This is a genomic window from Curtobacterium ammoniigenes NBRC 101786, from assembly GCF_001571045.1.
Classification (GTDB): Bacteria; Actinomycetota; Actinomycetes; order Actinomycetales; family Microbacteriaceae; genus Curtobacterium; species Curtobacterium ammoniigenes.
The window spans coordinates 157053-178575 of sequence record NZ_BCSV01000001.1; the positions used below are offsets into that span (position 1 = coordinate 157053).

The following is a 21523-nucleotide window of genomic DNA, read 5'->3' on the forward strand; positions in this document are numbered from 1 at the left end:
ACAACGTTCTCGGCGCATCATCCCGAGGCCGCGACCGTTTTGGCAATCGGTTGACAAGCTCTGTTGCCAGCGACTAGACAGGAGCGGTGCAAGCGCCTCTCGTACTGGACCCGGACCGCCTCTTCCCCGTGGATCCCGCGACGCGAACCGTCGCCCGCGAGCTGTACGAGTCGGTCCGAACACTGCCGATCATCTCCCCGCACGGCCACGTGGACCCGCGCATGCTGCTCGACGATCCGGCGTTCCCGAACCCGAGCGAACTGTTCATCCGCTACGACCACTACGTGACGCGCGTGCTCCACGCTGCCGGCGTCGACCTCACCGCACTCGGCGTGCCGACGCGCGACGGCTCCGAGACCGCGGCGGTGTCGCCCCGCACGGTCTGGCGGACCTTCTGCGAGCACTGGCCGCACTACGCGGGCACCGCGTCCGGATACTGGCTGCAAGACACCCTTGTCTCGCAGTTCGGGATCAGCGTCGAGCCGTCCGCGGAGAGCGCCGACACCATCTACGACGCCATTCAGCGGCGCCTCGACGACCCCGACTTCCGGCCCCGAGCGCTGCTCGACCGGTTCCGCATCGACTTCCTGGCGACGACCGACGACCCGCTCGACGACCTCGCCGCGCACCGTTCGCTCGCAGCGGACCCGAGCCTCCGGACGCGGGTCGCGCCGACGTTCCGCCCCGACCCCTACATCGACCCCAACAATCCCGGGTTCGCGAACGCCGTGCAGCGGATCGCCGAGTGGGGCGGGTTCGCAGCCGACGACTTCGGGTCATACCGCGACGCGCTCGCAGACCGCCGCCGATACTTCGTCGAGCACGGAGCCGTCTCCGCGGACCACGGCGTGCTGCAGCCGTTCACCGAGGACCTGCCGCCCGCGGAGGCCGAGGCGCTGTTCCGCCGCGTCGTCGCCGGCACCGCCGACGCCGAGGAGCGCACGCGCTTCGCCGCAGTGATGCTGTTCGAGATGGCCCGGATGAGCGTCGAGGACGGTCTCGTCATGACCGTGCACCCGGGCGTCGTCCGCAACCACCACGCGCCGACCTTCGACCGGTTCGGACCGGACATGGGCCACGACGTGCCCACGGCCACCCGCTACGTCGAGCCGTTGCGGCCGCTGCTCGACCGATTCGGAACCAACCCGGAGTTCCACCTCGTGCTCTTCACGGTGGATGAGACCACGTTCTCGCGGGAGATCGCCCCGCTCGCCGGCTTCTATCCGAGCGTGTACATCGGCGCGCCGTGGTGGTTCCTCGACGCTCCGGACGCGGTCCAGCGCTTCCGTGCCGCCGTCACCGAGACCGCCGGCTTCTACCGCGGGTCCGGGTTCATCGACGACACCCGCGCCTTCCTCTCCATCCCGGCGCGGCACGACATGTCCCGGCGCATCGACGCCGCCTATCTCGCGCGGCTCGTCGGCGAAGGACGCGTGTCCCGGTCGCTCGCCGAGCGGATCATCCGTGATCTCGTCGCGACCGTTCCGAAACAGGTGTTCAAGCTATGACCCAGGCCGAATCCGCCACCACCGTGGCGCCCCGACTGACCCGCGACCGGCTGGTGGCTGCGGGGCGGACCGGTGACGCGCCTCCCGTGCGGATCGTGCATATGGGCCTCGGTGCGTTCCACCGAGCGCACCAGGTCTGGTACACCGCAGCCGCAGCAGACGGTGACGCATGGGGCATCGCCGCGTTCACGGGACGCTCGCCCCGCACCGCCGACGAATTGCGGCCGCAGGGCGGGGTGTACACGCTCATTGAGCGTGGAGCGCACGGGGACACCGCCGGCATCCTCACAAATCTGGTGGAGGCGGCCGACGGCTCCGACGTGCGTCGCTTCGTGGAGCTGATCGCCTCGCCGGCGACGGTGATCGTCACGCTCACGATCACGGAAGCCGGCTATCGCCTGACGCACGACGCCGAGCCGGATCTCCGCGACCCGGTCGTCGCGCACGACGTCGAGTTGCTGCGCCGCATTGCGTCCGCTCCGGACAGCGATGACGGACCAGACGGCGAAGCGCCGACGAGCGCCCTCGCGAGGCTGCTGCTCGGGCTCGCCGCCCGCCGCGCCGCCGGGGCCGGACCGATCGCCCTGGTGTGCTGCGACAACCTGCCGGACAACCGCGCCATGCTCCGCTCGGGCATGACCGCGCTCGCGACGCTGATCGACGACGATCTCGCGGCGTGGATCGGGGAGACGGTGTCGTTCGTCGCAACCTCCGTCGACCGGATCACTCCGGGAACGACCGAAGCGGATCTCGCGGTCGCAACCGAACTCACCGGATTCGCGGACGCCGCGCCCGTCGTGACCGAGCCGTTCCATGACTGGATCCTGTGCGGAGCCTTCCCGGCGGGCCGTCCGCAGTGGGAGACCGCGGGCGCACGCTTCGTCGACGACATCGAACCGTTCGAGCGCCGCAAACTCTGGCTGCTCAACGCCGCGCACTCTTACCTCGCCTACGCTGGACCGCTCGTCGGCCACCAGACCGTCGCGGAGGCGATCGCCGACCCCGCACTGCGGGAGGGCGTGGAACGCCTGTGGGATGAGGCGGCAGCGCACCTTCCCGCAGCGCTCCTCGATCTCGATGCCTATCGCGCCGCGCTCCTCGATCGGTTCGGCAACGCCCGCATCGAGCACCGGCTGGCGCAGATCGCGATGGAGGGGGTCACGAAGCTCCGCGTCCGCATCGCACCCGTCGCGCTTGCCGAACGCGCCGCCGGCCGGGAGGCCCGTGGTTGCGCCGCCGTCATCGCCGCCTGGATCACGGCGACCCTCCGCGACGTCGGCGTCGACGCCCACGCCGATACCCTCCGCGAGATCGTGGGCAGTGGGGGCGATGACCAGATCGAACGGCTGATCGGGGTCGTGGACGCTCGCCTCGCGGCGGATGGAGCATTCGTCGACCTCGTCCGGGATGAGGTCGATGGGTCGTAGTCGGCCCGGCTGTTTCCATCCCAACCCACGCCCCTGGTCCGCGCAACAGCGGTCCTCTTGTCTCGCTTCTCGTCCCACCTCGCTTCTCGTCCCACCTCGCTTCAAAGGAGTAGCAATGCGCATCACCCAGGCGGAAGTGCTCGTCTCGAGCCCCGGCCGCAACTTCGTCACGCTGCGGATCACGACGGACGACGGGCTCACCGGTCTCGGCGACGCCACGCTGAACGGGCGTGAGCTGGCCGTCGCGGCCTACCTCTCCGAGCATGTCGTGCCGCTGCTCATCGGCCGCGATGCGCACCAGATCGAGGACACCTGGCAGTACCTGTACCGCGGGGCGTACTGGCGCCGCGGACCGGTCACGATGGCGTCGATTGCCGCCGTGGACACCGCTCTCTGGGACATCAAGGCGAAGGCCGCCGGGATGCCGCTGTACCAGCTGCTCGGCGGTCGGAGCCGCGAGGGGCTCCTCTGCTACGGGCACGCTTCCGGGGTGGACCTGCCGGAGCTGTTCGACTCGATCAACGAGCATCTCGAGGAGGGGTACCGCGCCATCCGTGTCCAGACGGGGATTCCGGGACTCCCGTCCGTCTACGGTGTCGCGTCGAGCAAGAACGCATCGGCGGGGTCGGACAGCGGCACGGACTCGCGGTACGACTACGAGCCGGCACGCCGGAACGCCGTGCCGGTCGAAGAGACCTGGGACACACGCGCGTACCTGCGCCACGCGCCGACCGTGTTCGAGGCGGTCCGCAACGAGTTCGGGCCGGAACTGCCGCTGTTGCACGACGCGCACCACCGGCTCACCCCGATCCAAGCTGCGAAGCTCGGCAAGTCGCTCGAGCCCTACGACCTGTTCTGGCTCGAGGACGTCACGCCTGCCGAGAACCAGGCCGTGCTCCGCCGTGTTCGCGAGCACACCACAACGCCGCTGGCTATCGGCGAGGTGTTCAACTCGATCTGGGACTACAAGCAGCTCTTCGAAGAGCAGCTCATCGACTACGTGCGCTCCCCAGTCACGCACGCGGGCGGCATCACGGCGCTCCGGCGGATCTTCGACTACGCGGCGGTCTACCAGATCAAGTCCGGCGTGCACGGGCCGACCGACGTCTCGCCCGTCGGACTCGCAGCTGCGGTCCACCTCGGCATCGCGATCCCGAACTTCGGGATCCAGGAGTACATGCAGCACAGTCCGGCCACCCTCGAGGTGTTCCGGACCGCGCACACATTCGAAGACGGTCTGCTGAAGCCCGGCGAAGCGCCTGGCCTCGGCGTCGAGTACGACGACGAGGTCGCGGGCTCATTCCCCTACGAGGCCGCCTACCTGCCCGTCAACCGTCTCCTCGACGGCAGCATGCACGACTGGTGATCCCGCGCTGGCCGGCCCGGTCGACCCGCGGACGACGAACACGGGAGGATCCGCGACGAGCGGTCCCGGATCCTCCCCGTCGAGAATAGCCAAGATGGCACGAGCGGCCTGCAGACCACGTCCGTGGATGTCGTGGCTCATCGCCGAGAGCGGCGGCGTGGCGAGGCGGCAATACTGCGAGTCGTCCCACGCGATCAAGGAAAGTTCCTCCGGAACGCTCACCCCGCGTGTGCGCGCCGCATCGAGCCCAGCGATCGCCATCGCATCGTTGTCGTAGATCACCGCCGTCGGCGACTCGGGACGGGCGAGCAGCGCTAGCGTAAGGTCTCGCCCGCGCTCCGCCGTGTAGTCGCCCTCTTCGATCATCGCGACGACACCGAATCGCTGCGCTGCGTCGAGCAGCCCTCGCGTTCGTTCCTGGGTGTGGACGAATGCCGCAGGCCCCGAAACACGGCCGATCCGTCGATGACCGAGCGCGACCAGCCGCTCGACCGCATCCACCATCGGCGTGTATCCGTCGGTGCGAATCGCGGGCATGGTCACATCGGGTCCGGGCTCGCCGAGGATGATGCCCGGCAGTCCGATCGCAGCGAGCATCGCGGGTCGCGGGTCGTTCGGCACGAGGTCGATCATCACGGAGGCGCGTACCGCGTTCGTCGCGACCCACCGCCGGTAGGTCTCCATTTCACGGTTCATCGAGTCGACGACTTGCAGCAACACCTGCATGCCGCGCTCAGCGAGCACCTCCTCGAGACCGGAGATGAGTTCGCTGTAGAACGCTTCGGCAGCGAGCTGGCGCGCCGACCGCCGGAGGACGAGCCCGATGGCGGTGGCGGTGTCGGTCATCACTGTCCGATCGGGTCAGGCGAAGGTTCGCGCGCGGAGCGCATTCGCGCTCTGCAGGACGGGCGGCACGGTGAGCATCGCCGGGTCCTCGATACCGTCGGATCGGACCGAGAACCGTGCCGACTGCCCGGCGAGCAGCGTGACGAGACCCTGGTCCACCGTCGCCGTCGGATCCACACGATCCACCTGGAGGAAGAGGTCGCGTGCGTAGGAACGCGCGGTCACGGTGACAGCGTAACCGTCCTCGGTGCGAACGACACTCGCCTCGATCGGGTCCGGGTCGAGCGCCTGGTCTGCGATCTCCGATGGATTCCAGATGGCGGGTGCCCAGGTGGCTGCGCCGTCGTCCGGCTCGGCGACGAGGATCTCGCGGGACGGGTCGATGAACCTGCTCAGGTGGTCCGGGATGATCAGGCTGGCGACGCCACGGGCGTCGACGGCGGCCCGCTCGGTGGAGACCGCCAATGCCGTGCCATCGACTCGCATACGCCGGAACGTGATCGTGCCGGACCAGGCTTCAGCGGTGTCATTCACGAGAACAAGGGCGAGCACGTCCAGTTCCGGCGCGACACCCTCGAACGCTGCTGCACGAGCTGCCTCAGATGATCGCGGCTGAATCGTCGCGAGGCGGGGTGCGTACGCCGTACGCATGGCATACCAGAGCGGCTTGCGGTGCTCGTCGAAATCGACGGCGGCCCACGAGACCACGGGCCAGTTGTCGTTGAGTTGCCACAGGATCGTGCCCGTGTTGTGCGGCGTCAGCGACCGAAAATGCTCCACGCCGAAACGGATCGCATGGGCCTGGTTCAGCTGGGTCGCCCAGTGCCAGTCGTCGATCGTCGTCGGCGCCGGCAGATGCCCCGTGAGCCCTCGGTCCAGCTTCTCGTTGCCCCGACTGGCCTTCTGATGAACGAGCATCTCGTGGCCGTACGGATCGAGTGGTTCGTCATGGACGACACGCGTCAGCGTCGACCATGCCGGCGGCCCTTGGAACCCGAACTCGGAGACGAACCGTGGCGCGTAGTCACGGTAGGCGCGATAGTCCTCTCGGTTCCACACGTCCCAGATGTGCATGGTGCCATTGCGCTCGTCGTTCGGGTGCAGATACTCACCGAAGCTGTAGGGCGAGGCTGGGGAGTACGCACGCGTCGGATCGAGTTCGGCCAGCAATGCCGGGAACAGCTGACGGTAGTAGCCGTCGCCCCACGTCCGTCCCGCCAAGAGCGCCGGCCATCCCCAGTCCGCGTATCCCCAGATGTTCTCGTTGTTGCCGTTCCACACGATGAGGGACGGGTGTGATGACAACCGCGTGATCTGTTCGCGCGCTTCGGCCTCGACCTCCGCCGCGAGGTGCGCTTCTTCCGAGTACGCGGCACACGCGAACAGGAAGTCCTGCCAGACGAGCAGGCCCAGCTCGTCTGCAAGCTCATAGAAGTCATCGGATTCGTAGATCCCGCCACCCCAGACCCGAATGAGGTTGACATGCGCGTCGGTCGCGTCTCGCAACCGTCGCGCGTAGCGGCCACGCGAGATCTCGGTCAGGAACGCGTGGTCGGGAATCCAGTTGACACCTCGGATCAGAATCGCCGCACCGTTCACATGGACGGCGAACGGCCGACCGGCGTCATCCGGTGCCGTGTCGATACGCACCGTTCGGAAGCCGACCCGACCCGACCAGCCGGGCGCAGCCTCCTGACCGTTGACGACGACAGAAGCCGCGACCTCGTACAGCGGCTGGTCGCCGTGGCCGATCGGCCACCACCGCGCAACGTCGGCGATACGGAGGGTTGCTTCCCCCTTCGTCATTGTGGCCGGAATCGAGGTGTGCACGGATTCGTTCGCTCCATTGCCGGAGGCGCGCACGGTGACCATGGCGTCGGTGGCCGTTGCAGCGCCGTCCCGTTCGATCTCGACGTGAGCGGTGAGTACACCCGTCCCGTTGTCGGCGACGTCGACGAGCGGGCGGACGGCTGCGACGCGCGCCCCCGACCACGAGTCGATTCCGATCGGCTGCCAGATGCCGACGCCGGCCACGTCGATACCCCAGTCCCACCCGAAGTGCGAGGCGGTCTTCCGGAGCTGGTTGTAGGGGTGATGGTTGACCCGGGGGAGGGCGCCGTACCGGTCGGCTCGAGCATTCACCGCGGGCACCGGGGCCGCGAACTCGACGACGAGGTGGTTCGCACCGTCGATGAGGAGATCGGCGACCGACCACCGGTACGACCGGTGCTGGTTCTCCGTTCGCGCGACCTCGGTGCCATTGAGCATCACCGTCGCGAGCGTGTCCAGCCCGAACGCGACGAGATCATGCCGGGTGCTCCCGTCATCGTGCCATTCGAACGTCGTCGCATACCGCCATGACGTGTCACCGATCCACTGCTGCGCGGCTTCGTTGTCTCCGTCGAAGGGGTCCGCGATGCACCCGGCGCGGAGGAGGTCGGTGTGGATGACACCCGGCACCTGCGCATCGATCGGAGCGTCGAGGAGACCGGACGGCACTGGTCCGTCGATCGGCTCGACCGTCCAGCCGTCGGCGATCGGCGTGAACGTGGGAGGGGTGAACGTCATGAGTGTCTTTCTGAGCGAAACGAATGAGCGACGGCGAAGCGCGCGGAGCAATGGCCCCGGTCAGACTCCGGCGATCTGCTTGAGGCGAAGTTCGGGGTTCGGGGCTGCCGCAGCCAGCTTCTTGGTGTACTCATGCTGCGGGTTGAGGATCACGTCGTCTGCGGGGCCTCGCTCGACGATCTCGCCCTTGTACATCACGAGGATCTCGTCGCTGAAGTGCCGCGCAGTCGCGAGGTCGTGCGTGATGTACAGCACGCCGAGGTTGTCCTCGCGCTGCAGCTCCGCAAGGAGGTTCAGGATCCCGAGCCTGATCGACACGTCGAGCATTGACACGGGCTCGTCCGCGATGAGCATGGTGGGTTCTGGGGCGAGCGCGCGAGCGATCGCGACGCGCTGTCGCTGCCCGCCCGACAGTTCGTGCGGATGCTTGGCAGCGATCTCTGCGGCCGGAGCGAGTCGAACGCGCTCGAGCAGCTGCCGGACTCCCGCCTCGATCTCCGCCGAGCCGCGCGCCCGACCATGCAGAGCGAGCGGGCGCGCAAGATGATGCGCAACGGAGTGGTACGGGTTCAGCGACGCGAACGGGTCCTGAAACACCATTTGCACGTTGTGCCGATAGTCGCGCAGACCCGCACCGTGACGCTTGACCGGTGCGCCGTCGAGCAGGATCTGGCCTGACGACGGACGCTCGAGTTGGAGCAACAGCTTGGCGATCGTCGACTTGCCGGAGCCCGACTGCCCGACAAGTGCGACCGTCTTTCCCGACTCCAGGGTGAAGTTCACGTCGTTGACGGCAAACAGCTTGCCCGACTGTCCGCGCTTGCCACGAATGTGGTAGGCCTTCGTCACGTTGCGGAACTCGAGCGTGCTCATGCGACAACCGCCCTCTCAGTGCTTTCGGCGAGACGATCGTCGGAGACTCCGGTTCGGATGAAGTCCCCTCGCTCGCCGGTCAACGACGGGAACGATGCGAGCAGGCGCTTCGTGTAGTCGTTCTGGGGATTCGTGTACAACTCGTACGCATCGTTCAATTCCACGATCTCGCCCGCCTTCATCACCGCGATGCGGTCGCTGATCTCGAGCAGGAGCGGGAGATCGTGCGTGATGAAGATCACCGCGAAGCCGAGTTCCGCACGCAGTCGGGTGATCTCGTCCAAGATCTCCCGCTGAACGACGACGTCGAGCGCGGTGGTCGGCTCGTCCATGATCATGACCTGGGGGTCGAGCGCCATCGCCATGGCGATCATGACGCGCTGACGCATTCCGCCGGACAGTTCATGTGGGAAGGACTTGAGCCGTGACCGGTCGACCCCCACGCGCTCGAGCAGGTCTCCACACCGCTGCACACGCTCACCCCGTGACATGTCCGGGCGGTGCGTGGTGAAGACGTCCTCGAGTTGAGCTTGAATGCTGATCACCGGATTGAGCGAGTTCATCGCGCCCTGGAAGACCATGGAGATCTTGTCCCAGCGGAACTGCCGGAGATCCTCGCCGGACAGGCTCGACATATCGACCGACCACCCCTCGCGGGAATGGAACTGCGCGCGACCGGTGGTGATCAGCGCCGGTGGCTTGAGCAGCCGGGTCACGCCGTACGCGAGCGTCGACTTCCCACATCCGGACTCACCCGCAAGACCGAGGATCTCGCCCCGGCCGAGGGTCAGGCTGACGTGCTTGACCGCGTGTGTGGTCACCTGACCGACGTAGTCGACGCTGAAGTCGTCGACGGTCACGACCGGGTCGGCCTCGTGCCGTTCAACTCGCCCTGACTCGCCAGATGGGATGGTGCCGCTCATTTCACGCCCTCCTCTTCGAGCTGTTTGATCTGCGCCGGGGTCAGGCCCCACTTCTTGCGCTGCGCCCGGGTCGAGTTCCGGAGCTTCGGGTTGATGATCTCGTCGATCGAGAAGTTGATGAGCGACAGCGCGCAGCCGAACAGCGCGATCATGAGGCCTGGTGGGACGAACCACCACCACGCCCCCTGCGTCAGCGCGAGGTCGTTGTACGCCTGGAACAGGATCGTGCCGAGGGTGAATGTGTTGCTCGCCCCGAGACCGAGGAACGACAGCCCGGCTTCGCCGAGGATCGCGAAGATGATCGCGAACACGAATTGGCTCGCCATCACCGGGATCAGGTTCGGCAGGATCTCGACCACGAGGATCCGCCACGCGCGCTCGCCCGAGACGCGAGATGCCGAGACGTAGTCGCGATTGCGGATGCTGAGCGTCACCGCGCGCAGGACGCGAGCCGATCCAGCCCAACTCGTGACCGCGAGGACGACCGCGATGAGGAAAATGCCGCGGTGCGCAACCGGCACGTAGTTGCCGATGACAATCGTGAGCGGAAGACCCGGGATCACGAGCACGACGTTCGTGAACAGCGCGATGGAGTCGTCCAGTGCGCCCCCGATGTACGCGGCGACGATGCCGAACAGCCCCGACAGGATGGTGGCGAGGATGCCGACCGCGAAGCCGATGATGAGCGAGCCTCGCGTGCCCCATGCGATCTGCGACCACACGTCCTGCCCGGTCTGCGTCGTCCCGAGGATGTGACCAGCGGTGCCAGGCGGAGCGAACGCGAGTGTGCTGATGGCGTTCGGGTCGCCGACGATGAATGGGCCGACGATCGCCCAGAGCACGATCACGCCGGCGAGTGTGAGCCCGACGATGAGCTTCGGTGAACGGCTCGGAAGGAGCGCGGCGATGCTCCGTCGCCGACCTGCGGGCGCGGCGACGGGAACCGGCTCGTCAATGGGAATGGTCGATGCCATGCGTGATCGTTCCTTTCCACTCACGCCCGCGCCCGCGTGCGCGGGTCGATGAGGCCGTAGAGCAGGTCGACGAGGAGGTTCGCGGCGAGTACGGACAGCGAGATGACGAGGAAGATGCCCTGCATGAGCGCGTAGTCGTCGTTCGAGACCGCGGTCCAGAGCAGCTGCCCGATGCCCGGATAGCTGAACACCTGCTCCGTCACGATTGATCCGGCCACGACGAAGCCGAGCGAGATCGCGAAGCCGGACAACGACGGAAGCACCGCGTTGCGGGCTGCATAGGTCATCCGCACACGTCGGGGCTTCAGTCCCTTCGCCTCGGCGGTCACGATGTAGTCCTCCGACAGCGTCGCGACCATCATGTTGCGCATCCCGAGCATCCAGCCCCCGATCGATGACAGAACGATGGTCAGTGCGGGGAGGAACCCGTAGTAGAGCACGCTTCCCAGGAACTGCAGACTGAATCCGGGAACGATGCCGGCGTTGACGTTGTAGCCGCCGGCGTATGGGAAGAGTGCGACGACGCGCGTCAGGACGAGGACCAGAATGAGCGCGAGCCAGAAGTACGGCACGGCCTGGAACATCGTCGTGACGGGGATGAGATTGTCGAGCCAGGAGCCTCGGCGCCACCCGGCGAACGTTCCGAGGCCGATGCCGAGCAGGAACGAGATGATCGTCGAGAGCCCGATGAGGGCGATCGTCCACGGCAACGCCTGGCCGATCACGGTGGTCACGCTCTCAGGGAAGTCGACCACCGATACCCCGAGATTGCCGTGCGCCAGGTTCGCCAGGTAGGCGCCGTACTGCTGCAGCCAGTTGCCGCTTCCGCCCTGACCGAGGGCGATCGCGAGGGCTTGCCGGGTCTGCGGCGTGACGGGCTGACCCGCCGCACCCATTTTGGCGATGAGGATATCGACCGGGTTGCCGGGCATCAGTCGAGGGATCAGGAAGTTCAGCGTCAGCGCGGCCCAGAGGGCGACGACATAGAAGCCGATCTTCTGCAGGTAGAACCGCATCGTTCTGCTTTCCGTGAGTCTTCAGTCGGGGGGTGGCGGGCCGGAGGGACGAGCCGGGAGGTGATGGCGGCCTCCCGGCTCGTCCTGCCCGCTAGTGACGCGCGGTCACTTGCTGACCGGGCGGATCGTCTTCAGGACGATGCCCGAGTCCCACGACTTCCACGGCTCGGGGAAGGCGTACAGGTCGCTCGCGCTCGGCCAGCCGGTCGCGTGCGTGTTGTTGAATTCCGTGAGCGCCTGGTTCACGTAGATCGGAATGATCGGCATGTCCTTCACGATCGCGCTCTGGATGGTGCCGTAGCCCTGCAGCATCGCTGCGGTGTCATTCGGGTTCGTCGAGGCCAGCTTCTTCAGCGTCGCGTCCACGGTGGGGTCCGAGAAGCGCGACGTGTTCGTCGCCGCGGACGCTCCGACCTTCGCCGTCGCCGCCGTGCTGAGGTAGTTGTTGTAGATGTAGTACGGCGATGCCGACGCGCCGGGGTTCACCGAGTTGAGCGACAGCTGGAACTTTCCGGTCGTCTCCGAGTTCGACCAAGCGTTCTGCGCGACCTGGTTCACCGTGAGGTTGATGCCGGCCTTCGCGAGCTGACCCTTCAGCAGCGTGCAGTCCGTGTCGTAGTCGGTCCAGCCGGACACCACGTTCACGGTCATGTCGAGCTCTTGGCCACCCTTGGAGAAGTAGCCGTTCGAGCCGAGTGTCCAACCAGCCGCTTGCAGCAGGCTCTTCGCCTTCGCGACGTCCGCCCCCGACGGCAGGGTGGCGTTCGCTTTGTCGGCGACCCACTTGCTATTCACAGCCGGGACGAGCAGTGACGGCGACCCCTGCTCGCCGAACCCGTTGAGAGCCTGCTTGTTCAACTGGGTGCGGTCCATCGCGTAGTAGATGGCCTGACGGACGGCCGGGTCCGTCTGTGGGCCGGTGCATCCCATGGACGCGTTCGAGCACGTGACGAGCGCCGTCGTGGAGTCAGCGGTGTTGACGTAGCTGAGGTTCGGGTGCTGCTTGACGATGTTCTTCAGCGTCGGGAGGTAGCCGCCCATCCAGTCGACCTGACCGGATTCAAGCGCGCTCGTTGCGGCATCCGCGTTTGCGAGGGAGATGTAGCGCACCGTCTCGATCTTGGGCGCGTCGGAGCCGGTTCCCCAGTAATGCGGGTTCTTCTGCAGCGTGTAGCTCTGCGGCGTGAACGTCTTCAGCATGTACGGCCCGGAGCCGACCGGATTAGTGTTCGTCGTCTTCAGCACGTCCGGGATCTTCGACCAGATCTTCTCGGGGACGATCGCGATGTTGCCGAGGATCTGCGGTTCGAGGGTGAACGACGTGCTCGGGAAGGTGAGGACGACGGTGTTGCCGCTCTGCTTCGTGGTCCACGTCGTACCGAGCGTGTTCAGTGCGGGTGTCGACTCATAGTGGTTGAGCGTCCACGCGACGTCGGCCGCAGTGAGTGCGGACCCGTCGCTCCACTTCGCGCCCTGTCGCACGTCCACGGTGAGCTGCGTGCCATCACTGTTCCAGGAGTACTTCGTCCCGAGCAGCGGAACCGGGGCCTGGGATCGCGACATGTTGTAGTAGAAGAGCGTTTCGTAGATCACGCCCTGCGTCGGCTGGAGCTCCGCGCCCGTGGTGAGCCACGGGTTGAAGTTCTCGGTGAAGTTGCCGACGGAGCCGTTGAACAGCGTCACCGTGCTCGAGGCGGCGCCGGAGCCGCCCGCCGTGGAACCGCTGCCCGAGCTGGAGCAGCCCGTGAGCGCGATCGCCACCGAGGCGGCGAGCGCAGCGGCGCCGAGCAGCAGCCGCTTCCGTTTGATTGTCATCGTTGACCCTTCGTGATGGTGGAGGCAGTGCTTGCTTCCCGTCGCCGTGCGATCGTCCTCGACGCGCCCGGTTCGACGTTGCTCCTTTCTAAGGCAGCTTTATAAAGTGTGTCAAGTAAGTAGGCGGGGCCGGTGCGTCACAATGGCGTAACGCAGGAGCGCGACAATGATCGGAGTACGCGATGGAGGCACGGGGTCGCGTTTCGTTGTCCTCCGGCACAACGCGGGGCTTGGTGCTGGATCTCATCCGCTCGAGCGGGCCGATCTCCCGCACCGACCTGGCCGCTCGCACGGGGTTGACCGCCGCCACCATGTCGAACGTGGCGAGACAGCTGCTCGAGGAGGGCTTGATCCGGGAGACCGGTCTGGGGCAGCCGAAGGGTGGTCGCCCCGTCGTGCTCCTCGAAGTCGACAACAGTGCGCGATTCGCGGTCGGCGTGCAGCTCGGAGGGGAGTCGGTCACGTACGTCGCCGTGAACCTTGCCGGAGACGTCGTCGGCCGGATCCGGTCCGCAGGGGCGGGCTCGAATGAGCCGGCGACGATGGTCTCGGGAATCGTCGCGCAGATTCACCGGATGCTCGTCGGGCTCGGCATCGACGAGGAGCGCGTGGTCGGTATCGGCATCGCGGCACCAGGGCCGTTGGACGTGAGCAGCGGAACCGTCCTCGGTCCACCGCACATGGCCGCATGGCACAACGTGCCGCTCCGCGACCTGATTTCGACCGCCACCGGATGGCCCGTCGCCTTCGACAACGACGCGACGGCGGCCGCACTTGGCGACTTCTGGAGTGGCGCGACCGAGGGGGCTCGCGCCCACGCGACGATCTACCTCGGCTTGGGCCTCGGCGCCGGGGTGCTCGTCGACGGCACCGTCTTCCGCGGCGCTAGCTCGAACACGGCGGAGATCGGTCACATCGTTGTCGCATCAGATGCAGCGGGGCGTCCGCTCATCGCGGAGGACGTGGCCGATCCGGGCGCTGTTGTCCGTGCTGCATGGGCGGAGCCGTCCGAGGCGCGTCGCCTCGGGCTTTCCGGCGACGACTTTGGACAGTTCATCGCGATCGCGAAGGCGGGCGCACGCGGAGACGCGTACGCAACGCGCCTGTTGGAAGCCTCCGCCCGATATTTGGGAATCGCCGTGACCTCCCTGGCGAACATGTTCGATCTCGACTCGGTGTCGCTCGCCGGTCCGGGGTTTGCGACCGCGGGGGCGACCTACCTGCGGGTGATCGACGCCATGGTCAACAGAGACTTCTTCGCGAAGTCCCAGCACGGGGTACGGGTTCGACTTTCACCCTCAATGCAGGACGCGGCGGCTGTCGGGGCTGCCGCGCTGGTGCTGCAGTCAGAGCTCGCGCCACGCACCATGGGCCTTGTGGGCCACTCGACCTAACGCCAGAAACCGTACGGCCGGTTGCACGAGGACCTCGTTCTAGTGGACGATCCAAGCATGGAGCGGACGGACGGCGTGTGGAACCGAGAACACGTCCTGATGCAGACCGTCCGTGACGCGGAGCGTTTCCTCATGCAGCGCCCGGGGATGCGATCTGTGGACGTGGGCACGAGCCACACGGCGTTCGAGTTCGAGCACACGCTCACCGGGTGTCGGATCCTGGCGCTGCAGTCGCTTCGGAGCACCGGCACGATCGCGGGTGTGTACGACTCCGGCGACGAGGTCGTCGTGGTGTGGTTGAAGAGCGGGCTCGGCACGCTGCGGGATCACCCCGTGCCGATCGGCCGACCGACCCTGTACCGGCGAGAGCCAGACCCCTTCCGCTGGGATGGTTTCGAGAAGGACGTGCTCCACATTTCGCGACGCGTCGTGGAGGAGGTCGCGGCGGAGCGCGGCGGCTGGGAGATCGGCCCGCTCGAGTTCGATCCGCTCTGGGTTCCTCAGGGCGCGCCGCTCGCGGCCTGGTGGGTGATGGTGCAACAGGTCGCCGACGCGATCCTCGCCGGGCCGTCGCAGGTCACGCCCGCTCGACAGCAGCAGCTCGCGCGGATCGCAGCAGGCGGCCTCCTCTTCGCGATCCCGCACTGGCCGGTCGGGCAGACGCAGGCGAGTCCGGCCCAGAGCAGGCTCGCGCGGGCCGAGGAGTATCTGCTCGAGCATGCGCGCGAGCGTGTGAGCGTGCCCGACGTCGCGGCCGCGGTCGGGCTCAGTGTCCGTGGGCTGCAGCAGGCGTTCCGGCGTGAGCACAGCATTTCTCCGTTGGTGTTCTTGCGCCGTGTGCGGCTCGGGATGGCGCGCGAGGAGCTGCTCGAAGGTGGCGACATCACCGTCGCCGACGTTGCAGCGCACAGTGGGTTCACGCACCTCGGACGCTTTGCATCGGCGTATCAGAGCGCGTTCGGCGAACTCCCGAGCGATACGCTCCGCGGTTCGGCTGGAGCGCAGGAACGACTGTGACCGATCTGGCGCCGATCGGAGGCAGCGGCTGGTCCGGAACGGCATCGCCCGGCGGTTCGCCGCCCGAGCCCGAACCGGCCCGAGCGCGCCGCCGCCGCTGGGCGGTACCGCGATCGCTGCTCGTCGGGACCGCGCCGATGGTGATCTTCGCAGTGGTCAGCATCATCCGCGCCCGCCCGAGCGACAAGTACCAGTCCGTTGGGACGACACTGCCGAGCGTTATTCACCAGCTGCTGATTCCTGAGCTGATCACGGCCGGTGGCATCGCCGTGATCGTGACCGGGCTCGGCTGGTGGCCGATCGTCTGGCGTGACGCTCGACGTGGCCGACCGACGTGGACGGTCCTCGCGCCTGCGCTCCTCGTCGCGGTCGCGGTGGCGCGCCTCCCGCTCGTCGACTGGCACGCCAGGTCCGCCCGGTACTACCTGCTGTTGGCGCTCGGAACGCTCCTCGTCGGCGTGTTCGAGGAGACGATGGCCCGCGGTGTCTTGCTCGCCGGGCTGCGCCGCCGCCTGCCTGAGGTGTGGGTGTGGGCGATATCGTGCGCCGCGTTCGGTCTGCTCCACTTCGTGAATGCGCTCGCGGGGCAGCCGCTCGGCACCACCGTCGTCCAGGTCATGTTCGCCGCCGCGTTCGGCTCCGGCTTGTACCTTGCTCGCCGTCTGTCGCGGTCGCTCCTGGCCCCGATCCTCATCCACGGATTCTGGGACTTCGGCGGGATCGCGTTGCTCGCCGGCCCCGACCCCATTCGGCCGAACAACGTTGTGCTCCTCGGGTTGCTCGGTCTCGCCTCGTTCGCGATCCTCATCCTCTGCATCGTCGCGGGTGCGATTCTTGCCGTCCGCGATGATCGGGACCGGAGGCGCGTCCAGCGTTGGCGTCCCGTCCCGCCGCTCGGAGACTTCGCCGCCGTCTTCGCTGCTCCTGGCGTTGGGGCTCCTGGCGTTGGGGCTCCTGGGGTTGTGACGTCTGGCGTTGTGGCGTCTGGCGTTGTGGCGTCTGGCGTTGGGGCTCCTGGTGTTGGGGCCCCCGGGTTCGTGCCGCCGGCCGCGTGGGATTCTGTCCCAGCCATGCGGCACTGATGCGCCTCCGGAAGGCGTGCCGACGACGCTGCATCGATGCGCCTCCGGAAGGCGTGGCGGCGACGGGGCACTGATGCGCCTCCGGAAGGCGTGCCGACGACGCTGCATCGATGCGCCTCCGGAAGCCATGGCGACGACGGGGCACTGATGCGCCTCCGGAGGGCGGCAGTGCCAGAGTGAACCTATGCCCTTCACCGACCTCAGCCTTGATCAACTCCGGAGCTTCGTTGCCCCCGTGCGTGAGCCGCAGGATTTCGACGCGTTCTGGACGCGGACCATCGAGAGCGCTCGCGCAGCGGCGACGGCGCCCGCGAATCGGGTTCCGGCCGCAACGCCGATCACCGAGCTCGTCGTCGAGGACCTCACCTTCCCTGGATTCGGCGGGGAGCCGGTCCGCGGGTGGGTGACGCGTCCCAAGGGTCGCGATGGACAGACGCTTCCCACGGTCGTCGAATTCAACGGGTACAACGGCGGCCGCGGCATCGTCGGCGAACGTGTTGGGTGGGCGCTCGCCGGGTACGTGCACGTGTTCATGGACACCCGCGGTCAGGGCTCCGGGTGGGGAACCGGGGGTGCGACGCCCGACCCCCACGGCTCGGAGGCGTCTGTGGCGGGATGGATGACGCGCGGGATCCTCGACCCGGAGCAGCACTACTACCGGCGTGTCTTCACTGACGCGGTCCGGCTCGTCGACGAGGTTCGGACCTGGGACTTCGTCGACAGAACCCGGATCGCCCTGACCGGCGGGAGCCAGGGTGGCGGCATCGCCCTCGCAGCGGCAGCACTGAGCGGACCGGTGTGGGCGGTGATGCCTGACGTGGCGTTCCTGTGTGCATGGGAGCATGGCGCGGGTATCGCGCTCTCCGACCCGTACCAGGAGCTCGTGCGGTACCTCGCCACCCATCGCGATCACGTCGAGACCGTGTGGAACACGGCGGCATACTTCGACGGAGTGAACTTCGCGAAGCGCATCGACGTCCCCGCGCTGTTCTCCGTCGCGCTCATGGACCAGATCGTTCCGCCGTCGACCACGTTCTCGGCGTTCAACAGCCTCGCTTCGACCGACGCGGAGATCGAGGTATACCCATACAACGGGCATGAGGGTGGGCAGACCTTCCAGTGGCTGCGGCAGACGGAGTTCCTCGCGGCGCGGCGCTGAGCGGAGTGCCTAGTGCGGCCGGCGCGGTCGACTCGGTCGTCGCGGGGCGCCGTCGGCGCGCCGTCGCACCCTGCCGCGGAGCGGCGACCGCCGCCACGCCGCGCGCGGTGCGCGGTAGAGCAGGAAGTTGCGCTCAACACGCGCCCAACCGCAGGAAGTTGATCTTCCGCGAGAACTGCGCGGCGCGCCACCGCCCCTACCCCTTCGGAGGGGGGCAATGCGGTGCGCCGTCGGCGCTCGTTCTTTTGGCGGGTGAGTGGTGCGCCGTTGGCGCGCCTCCTTGTTGCTGTTCGGCGGTGCGCCGTCGGGCGCGCCGCGGTTCAACGGCCGCTGACATGCCGTGTGCGGTGCGCGGGAGAGCAGGAGGTTGTGCTCAACACGCGCGCAATCGCAGGAAGTTGATGTCCCGCGAGAACTGAGCGGCGCGCCAGCGCCCCTACGCCTTCGGAGGGGGGCAATGCGGTGCGCCGTCGGCGCTCGTTCTCTTGACGGCTGAGTGGTGCGCCGATGGCGCGCCTCCTTGTTGCTGTTCGGCGGTGCGCCGCCGGGCGCGCCGCGGTTCACGGGCCGTCGACATGCCGTGTGCGGTGCGCGGGAGAGCAGGAAGTTGCGCTCAACACGCGCCCAACCGCAGGAACTTGACCTCCCGCGAGAACTGAGCGGCGTGTCCCGCGCGCAATCGCAGGAACTTGATCTCCCGCGAGAACTGAGCGGCGTGTCCCGCGCTCGCCCGCCCCGACACCGAGCGGCGATTCTCGTGCCGGCACCCGAGCGCGCAACGTCGCGCAACGAACAGGTCTCGGTATCGGCGCGCCGCTTGCGAAAGCGGCCCCATGGTGGTTCTATCGCCTGAACCTTCGCGAGCGGCTGTCGGGTTTGCACCCGCGGCCGACGCCAGCGGGACCGGCGCCGTCGGGACCGGGACCGGCGCCGTCGGGACCGGGACCGGGACCGGCGCCGTCGGGACCGGGACCGGCGCCACCGCCGGCACCCGATGCGATGCAATCCCGAAATAAATGGGACGCGAAGCACTGTGTACATTATGTTCTCGTGGCAGACCGACGACGGACTCCCGGGTCGCAGACTTCACTTCGTGAAGCCAACCGGGCTCGAATCGTCGACGCCGTCAAGAAGCATGGCGGGCTGACCCAGGTCGAACTCGCTGGGGCGACAGGACTGAGCCCGGCAACGGTCTCCAACATCGTCAAGGAGCTGTCCGGCTCCGGGGTCCTTCACACCGCGCCGAGCACCCGGAGCGGCCGACGAGCGATGCACGTCACGCTCGCGCACAAGCTCGGCTTGGTGGCGGGCGTCCACTTCGCGACGCGGCACATGCGCATCGCGCTCGCGGACGTCGCGGGGACCGTGGTCGCGGAGAATCACATGCCCCTCGCCAAGGACCATCGCGCGGACAACGAGCTCGACCGCGTCATGATGCTGCTCGCAGACATGCTCGATTCGGTCGACGCGAGCATGTCCGAGCTGCTCGGCCTCGGGATCGCCCTGCCAGCGCCTTTCGACCGGCGGAACGGGGTGATCGCGCGCCGGGGCATCATGCGGGGGTGGGACAACGTCGTCGTCGCTGATGTGATGGAGCGTCGGCTCGGCCGGCCGGTGTTCGTCGACAACGCCGCGAACCTCACGGCGCTGGCGGAGTTGCGGCTCGGCGCGGCGCGCGGTCGCGACGACGTGATCGTGCTCGAGATCGACGACGGCATCGGTGCGGGCGTGATCCTCGGCGGCCGGCTGCTTCGCGGTCACAGTGGCCTCGCGGGCGAGTTCGGGCACACGGTCGTGGTCGAGGACGGCCCGGTGTGCCGTTGCGGCAATCGCGGCTGTCTGGAGGCTGTGGCCGGCGGCCCGGCGATCCTCGACTCCCTCTCCGACGCCCGCGGGATCAACAAGCTCGGCGACGTCATCGTCGCGGCGATGGATGGTGATCCGGCCTGCATCCGGGCGATCGCCGATGCGGGTCGGATGATCGGCCTGGCGACGGCGAACGTCTGCAACCTGCTCGACCCGGAACGTATCGTCGTCGCGGGGGAGCTGTCGCGCGCGGGGGAGCTCCTGCTCGGCCCGCTCCGCCACGCCGTCGAGCGCTCCGTCGTGGTCGGCCGCGACGCCTGGCCGGACATCGTCCAGGGGCAGCTCGGTATCCGCGCAGCGACGCTCGGCGCAGTCGCGAACGCGGTCGACCTGATCCCGTTGCACCCCGAACTGGAAACCGCATGACGGACCGCAATGATTTCGTTATGAACGGCTTGCGTTCAAGAATTGACGACAAGAACTGAACCTGCGATAGTCATCGAGCCGCCAACGATGGCGGACGCTACCCGGAGGTTTTTCAATGAAGATTGCCACCCTGAAACGAGCGACCGTCGCTGCGGCCGCCGTTCTCATCACCGCAACCGCACTTGCCGGTTGCTCGAATGGCTCAGGATCGGCGACATCGTCGAAGAGCGGCTCGTCATCCGACGCGTCGAAGGCCAAGATCGGACTCCTGCTCCCCGACGCCGTGACCGCACGGTACGAGTCGGCTGACAAGCCGTTCTTCGAGGCCAAGGTCAAGTCCCTCTGCCCGAACTGCACGGTTCTGTACGCGAACGCCACCGGCGACGCGAGCAAGCAGCAGCAGCAGGCGGAGTCCATGCTCACGCAGGGCGTGAGCGTCCTCGTCCTCGACGCATTCGACGGCCAGGCCGCCGCGTCGATCGTGAGCGAGGCGAAGGCCAAGAACGTGCCGGTCATCGACTACGACCGTCTCGTCAACAGCCCCGACTCGGCGTACTACGTGTCCTTCGACAACCAGAAGGTCGGTCAGCTGCAGGCGACGGCACTCGTCGACCACCTCAAGAACGACCTCAAGGTTCCCGCGGGTAGCGGCATCCTCCAGGTCGACGGTTCACCGACGGACAACAACGCCACGCAGTTCAAGGCGGGTGCGGACAGCGTCCTGAAGACGAGCGGCTACAAGATCCTCGCCGAGTACCAGGTTCCCGGATGGGACCCGACGCAGGCGCAGAACTGGGTCGCCGGTCAGATCACCAAGTTCGGTAGCCAGATCAAGGCCATCTACGACGCGAACGACGGCACCGCCGGTGGTGCGATCGCCGCTGAAGAGGCCGCCGGCTTCGGTCCGGTCCCGATCACGGGTCAGGACGCCGAGCTCACCGGTATCCAGAACATCCTCGCCGGCAAGCAGTACATGACCGTCTACAAGGCGATCAAGCCGGAGGCCGACCAGGCCGCAACGCTCGCGATCGACCTCGCGAAGGGCAAGAAGGACACCGCTCCGACCACGGTGAAGACCGCGGGTGGCGCATCCGTCCCGTCGTTCCTGCTCCAGCCGGTCGCCGTGACCGCGAACAACATCGAGTCCACGGTGGTCAAGGACCAGTTCTACGGCGCCAACTCCGCCGCGCAGATCTGCACCGCGAACTTCGCGGCCGCCTGCGCCAAGTACGGCATCAAGTAGCACACCTCGCAACCGGTCCGGTCGGCCCAGCATCTTGGGCCGACCGGACCGGCTCGCGTCGTTCGAACCGAAGGAGAAAC

The 21523-nt window shown here is 67.5% G+C and carries 16 protein-coding genes; 9 read left to right on the forward strand and 7 right to left on the reverse strand.

From position 1 onward, the window contains the following. Nucleotides 1–86: 86 nt before the first annotated feature. From uxaC to manD, 3 genes are all read left to right on the forward strand, one after another. Nucleotides 87–1508, forward strand: a complete 1422-nt coding sequence (gene uxaC / locus CAM01S_RS00700) for a glucuronate isomerase (RefSeq protein WP_066514669.1) — start codon at nucleotides 87–89, stop codon at nucleotides 1506–1508. Further along, nucleotides 1505–2935: a mannitol dehydrogenase family protein gene (locus CAM01S_RS00705; protein ID WP_083527593.1), complete on the forward strand. Its 1431-nt coding sequence runs from the start codon at nucleotides 1505–1507 to the stop codon at nucleotides 2933–2935. The genes uxaC and CAM01S_RS00705 overlap by 4 nt, the downstream gene beginning before the upstream one ends. Nucleotides 2936–3050: 115 nt before the next feature. Continuing rightward, nucleotides 3051–4301 (forward strand): D-mannonate dehydratase ManD, encoded by a 1251-nt coding sequence (gene manD, locus CAM01S_RS00710; protein WP_066514672.1) that lies wholly within the window; start codon nucleotides 3051–3053, stop codon nucleotides 4299–4301. On the opposite strand, the gene CAM01S_RS00715 is transcribed toward manD, so the two are convergent. From CAM01S_RS00715 to CAM01S_RS00745, 7 genes are all read right to left on the reverse strand, one after another. After that, nucleotides 4233–5147 (reverse strand): LacI family DNA-binding transcriptional regulator, encoded by a 915-nt coding sequence (locus CAM01S_RS00715; RefSeq protein WP_066514681.1) that lies wholly within the window; start codon nucleotides 5145–5147, stop codon nucleotides 4233–4235. The genes manD and CAM01S_RS00715 overlap by 69 nt on opposite strands. A gap of 15 nt (nucleotides 5148–5162) precedes the next feature. Next, on the reverse strand, nucleotides 5163–7715 hold the full coding sequence (locus CAM01S_RS00720; RefSeq protein ID WP_066514682.1) for a glycoside hydrolase family 2 protein: 2553 nt from the start codon (nucleotides 7713–7715) through the stop codon (nucleotides 5163–5165). Nucleotides 7716–7775: 60 nt separating this feature from the next. Further along, a complete protein-coding gene (locus CAM01S_RS00725) occupies nucleotides 7776–8588 on the reverse strand; it encodes an ABC transporter ATP-binding protein (RefSeq protein WP_066514685.1) in 813 nt (270 codons plus the stop codon). Further along, on the reverse strand, nucleotides 8585–9511 hold the full coding sequence (locus CAM01S_RS14880; protein ID WP_066514687.1) for an ABC transporter ATP-binding protein: 927 nt from the start codon (nucleotides 9509–9511) through the stop codon (nucleotides 8585–8587). Before CAM01S_RS14880 ends, CAM01S_RS00725 begins: the two co-directional genes overlap by 4 nt. Next, on the reverse strand, nucleotides 9508–10485 hold the full coding sequence (locus CAM01S_RS14885; RefSeq protein WP_066514689.1) for an ABC transporter permease: 978 nt from the start codon (nucleotides 10483–10485) through the stop codon (nucleotides 9508–9510). Before CAM01S_RS14885 ends, CAM01S_RS14880 begins: the two co-directional genes overlap by 4 nt. 20 nt (nucleotides 10486–10505) lie before the next feature. Next, complete coding sequence (locus CAM01S_RS00740; RefSeq protein WP_066514691.1) at nucleotides 10506–11501, reverse strand: ABC transporter permease; 996 nt, start codon at nucleotides 11499–11501, stop codon at nucleotides 10506–10508. A 105-nt stretch (nucleotides 11502–11606) separates the two neighbouring features. Then, entirely contained in the window at nucleotides 11607–13316 is a 1710-nt protein-coding gene (locus CAM01S_RS00745) for an ABC transporter substrate-binding protein (protein WP_066514697.1), read from the reverse strand. A 233-nt stretch (nucleotides 13317–13549) separates the two neighbouring features. Here CAM01S_RS00745 and CAM01S_RS00750 point away from each other — a divergent pair, with 233 nt between their 5' ends. From CAM01S_RS00750 to CAM01S_RS00780, 6 genes are all read left to right on the forward strand, one after another. Continuing rightward, entirely contained in the window at nucleotides 13550–14710 is a 1161-nt protein-coding gene (locus CAM01S_RS00750) for an ROK family transcriptional regulator (RefSeq protein ID WP_169795796.1), read from the forward strand. A gap of 57 nt (nucleotides 14711–14767) precedes the next feature. Next, complete coding sequence (locus CAM01S_RS00755; protein WP_066514703.1) at nucleotides 14768–15727, forward strand: AraC family transcriptional regulator; 960 nt, start codon at nucleotides 14768–14770, stop codon at nucleotides 15725–15727. Then, the gene (locus CAM01S_RS00760; RefSeq protein WP_066514710.1) at nucleotides 15724–16809 is read left to right on the forward strand and encodes a CPBP family intramembrane glutamic endopeptidase; all 1086 of its coding nucleotides are present in this window, start codon (nucleotides 15724–15726) and stop codon (nucleotides 16807–16809) included. Before CAM01S_RS00755 ends, CAM01S_RS00760 begins: the two co-directional genes overlap by 4 nt. Nucleotides 16810–16993: 184 nt before the next feature. Further along, on the forward strand, nucleotides 16994–17968 hold the full coding sequence (locus CAM01S_RS00765) for an acetylxylan esterase (protein WP_066514712.1): 975 nt from the start codon (nucleotides 16994–16996) through the stop codon (nucleotides 17966–17968). A 1050-nt stretch (nucleotides 17969–19018) separates the two neighbouring features. Further along, nucleotides 19019–20200, forward strand: coding sequence for an ROK family transcriptional regulator (locus tag CAM01S_RS00775; protein ID WP_066514724.1), 1182 nt, complete (start codon nucleotides 19019–19021; stop codon nucleotides 20198–20200). A 115-nt stretch (nucleotides 20201–20315) separates the two neighbouring features. Continuing rightward, nucleotides 20316–21443 (forward strand): sugar ABC transporter substrate-binding protein, encoded by a 1128-nt coding sequence (locus CAM01S_RS00780; RefSeq protein WP_066514734.1) that lies wholly within the window; start codon nucleotides 20316–20318, stop codon nucleotides 21441–21443. Nucleotides 21444–21523 lie beyond the last annotated feature (80 nt).

Coding starts and splice junctions, on each gene's coding strand:
- CAM01S_RS00705 (WP_083527593.1), top strand. CDS start 1,505: ATGACCCAGGCCGAATCCGCCACCACCGTGGCGCCCCGACTGACCCGC.
- manD (WP_066514672.1), top strand. CDS start 3,051: ATGCGCATCACCCAGGCGGAAGTGCTCGTCTCGAGCCCCGGCCGCAAC.
- CAM01S_RS00715 (WP_066514681.1), bottom strand. CDS start 5,147: ATGACCGACACCGCCACCGCCATCGGGCTCGTCCTCCGGCGGTCGGCG.
- CAM01S_RS00720 (WP_066514682.1), bottom strand. CDS start 7,715: ATGACGTTCACCCCTCCCACGTTCACGCCGATCGCCGACGGCTGGACG.
- CAM01S_RS00725 (WP_066514685.1), bottom strand. CDS start 8,588: ATGAGCACGCTCGAGTTCCGCAACGTGACGAAGGCCTACCACATTCGT.
- CAM01S_RS14880 (WP_066514687.1), bottom strand. CDS start 9,511: ATGAGCGGCACCATCCCATCTGGCGAGTCAGGGCGAGTTGAACGGCAC.
- CAM01S_RS14885 (WP_066514689.1), bottom strand. CDS start 10,485: ATGGCATCGACCATTCCCATTGACGAGCCGGTTCCCGTCGCCGCGCCC.
- CAM01S_RS00740 (WP_066514691.1), bottom strand. CDS start 11,501: ATGCGGTTCTACCTGCAGAAGATCGGCTTCTATGTCGTCGCCCTCTGG.
- CAM01S_RS00745 (WP_066514697.1), bottom strand. CDS start 13,316: ATGACAATCAAACGGAAGCGGCTGCTGCTCGGCGCCGCTGCGCTCGCC.
- CAM01S_RS00755 (WP_066514703.1), top strand. CDS start 14,768: ATGGAGCGGACGGACGGCGTGTGGAACCGAGAACACGTCCTGATGCAG.
- CAM01S_RS00765 (WP_066514712.1), top strand. CDS start 16,994: ATGCCCTTCACCGACCTCAGCCTTGATCAACTCCGGAGCTTCGTTGCC.
- CAM01S_RS00780 (WP_066514734.1), top strand. CDS start 20,316: ATGAAGATTGCCACCCTGAAACGAGCGACCGTCGCTGCGGCCGCCGTT.